Genomic DNA, 2,523 nt, shown 5'->3' with positions numbered 1-2,523 from the left:
CATTTAAGCGTCAGAGCATGGCTTTATGCCGAGAAAACTATTGGTTGGAATGGCGTGTGTGTTAGCCAAAGCTTTGGCGAGTTGGTTGGGGGTTTCATGGGATTAATCCCATGAAAGTACCAACTCAACAACACACTAACGCCTGTTGGTTCCAACCAATAGGAAATTGGAATAAGCAATTAGTATAATGAGAGTATAATGTTGGTATAACGTTAGTATAATGATGCTTTTTTTCATTATATTTTTTATGTACTTTAAACCTGCACGCTTATGTGAATTAGAAAAAGCTTAATCGCATTTCATAGATTGACCTCCCAATAACTACGTGGTGTTATTGGGAGGTCAATCTATTTCATTTGCGTTAAGCTTTTGATCTACATTAAGCGTGCAGGTTTTTTGTCTATTTGTAGACGATTTTATGTTATACTAGTCCTTGAAAGAATAATAATCAGATAATGCATTTTCTTGTTTTTCATTTGCCTCTTGCTCAAAGTTCCCAAATTCGAGTAAGAGGTATTTTTGTTTTTGGTCGTCGCCTCTCATTAGTAGTTCAGGGTTTAACATTAATACTCCAGTTTTTCTTTTTATAATATTTCCTTCTTCTAAGATTTTAAGTGTTGTTATTACTGTTTGTAGACTTGTTCCTGTAGCTTTTGCTATTTCTCTTGTTGTAGCTATCATTGTATTGTTACTTAAGTGGACATTATCTAGGATATAGTTAACGATTTTAAGTTTTTTTCCGCCAATCATATCTAACATACTTATTAATTGCACTATATATGCCTTTACGAAGTTACCAGACGTTTGTTTACGGTATAACTTGTCTACCTCTATGACTTCTCCACTTTCTTCGTCTATGAGCCTCTGAGAGCCTTTATAGACTGTTCCATATCTTTCTTTCATCTTTTTCTCACTCCTTATTTTAAACTATTCTAACTATATCATAACTGTTCTAAAAAAAAAAGAACATTTGTTAAAAGAAATTAGAACAAAATGAGTGAAAAATTAGAACAAACAAATTCCTTATAAACCTTATCATCTCAACCTATATTAAGATTTTACCTAGTTGAATCTTCTTTTCTATATAAAGCGTCGGAGCATATCAGGGGGTTATCTAACGTAAATGCTACCCTTCGGCTCGCTTTCGCTCGGCATTGACGTCAGATACTGCACCCCCTGAACCCCCATGCTCCAACAGCAAAAAGGAAACTTTTTGCTGCTTTTCCGACGCTTATTCGCTTCGCTCATATTTATATAGAAAAGAAGTGAATGCGCAAAAGACATAATCGATTCACAAAAAATAGGTACACGAAAAACAAGTTAAGGGATGCATAAACTGCATCCCTTAACTTACTTATTAAATAATTTATAGCTATTGAAAAGAGATAAGAATTGTTCAAAGCTAATATTGTTTAAATCGTCAATTCCTGCATGTTTTAAGGAATTGTTAAATTGATTTTTTGTAAATATTTTCTTGTATTCTTTGTTAACCCATTTCATAACGAAATAATTATACTTCTGTTTATCTTTGTGTGATATTCTTGATTTTTTTCTATTTAATCTGATAAGTGAGCTATTCACTTTAGGTTTAGGATGAAAATATTCTCTTGGAACCATACTTAATATAGAAATATCAACTTCTGCCATTAAAAATAATGCCAATGAGCGTTTTGTATTTAATAATCTTTTAGCAAACCCGTATTCCACGATTAAATAAATCTCATCAGCTATACTATCAAAAACAATTTTGCGTATTATATCCGTACTTATGTTATAAGGTATATTACCAAATATTTTATAGGATTGGTTTTTAGGAAATTTAAACTGCAATATATCCTTGTTTAAAACTTGGAAATTATCGTGATCAACAAGTTTATTTTCTGTAGTTTTGCATAATTTATGGTCTATTTCAATGGCAGTTACGAAATTACACCTCTGTACTAATTCAAGGGTAAAATGCCCTTTTCCTGAGCCGATTTCAAAGATATTATCATGTTCATTTAATCTTATATTTGTCATTATTTTATCTATATTATGTTTTGAAGTAATAAAGTTTTGACTGTGTTTTATATTTTTCTCGTTCATTATAACCCTCTTTAATTTGGTTATAATGAATTTTGCTTATTAACGATTCATTATAACCACTTAATAAAATTAGTATAATTATAGCACGAGCTCTGATAAATATGAACATGATGAGTGATCGTTAAATTTATACTGCAATCTGATGCGATTATTGAATAAAAGATATGAGAGATTTATCTAGTTTCTTTTTTTACAAGAAAAAAGAAAGTTCTTAAAGGTTTTATACTTTTGGTCGTAGAGCACACGGTTTAACGACTTAATTACGAAGTAAATAAGTCTAGTGTGTTAGACTTTAATGTTTTTTTAAGGCATTAGTGCATTTAAGCGTCAGAGCATGGCTTTATGCCGAGAAAACTATTGGTTGGAATGGCGTGTGTGTTAGCCAAAGCTTTGGCGAGTTGGTTGGGGGTTTCATGGGATTAATCCCATGAAAGTACC

At 31.6% G+C, this 2,523-nt stretch carries 2 protein-coding genes; both read right to left on the bottom strand.

The window, feature by feature from the left end; all coding sequences use genetic code 11:
- Window positions 1–426: 426 nt before the first annotated feature.
- Complete coding sequence (locus NL647_RS27050) at window positions 427–903, bottom strand: replication/maintenance protein RepL (protein WP_000664727.1); 477 nt, start codon at window positions 901–903, stop codon at window positions 427–429.
- A 447-nt stretch (window positions 904–1,350) separates the two neighbouring features.
- Entirely contained in the window at window positions 1,351–2,085 is a 735-nt protein-coding gene (gene erm(C) / locus NL647_RS27045; protein ID WP_001003263.1) for a 23S rRNA (adenine(2058)-N(6))-methyltransferase Erm(C), read from the bottom strand.
- Window positions 2,086–2,523 lie beyond the last annotated feature (438 nt).

The sequence above is a fragment of the Vibrio sp. Y29_XK_CS5 genome (genome assembly GCF_024181835.1).
GTDB lineage: Bacteria > Pseudomonadota > Gammaproteobacteria > Enterobacterales > Vibrionaceae > Vibrio > Vibrio harveyi.
This window is presented reverse-complemented; position numbering and strand designations above follow the sequence as displayed.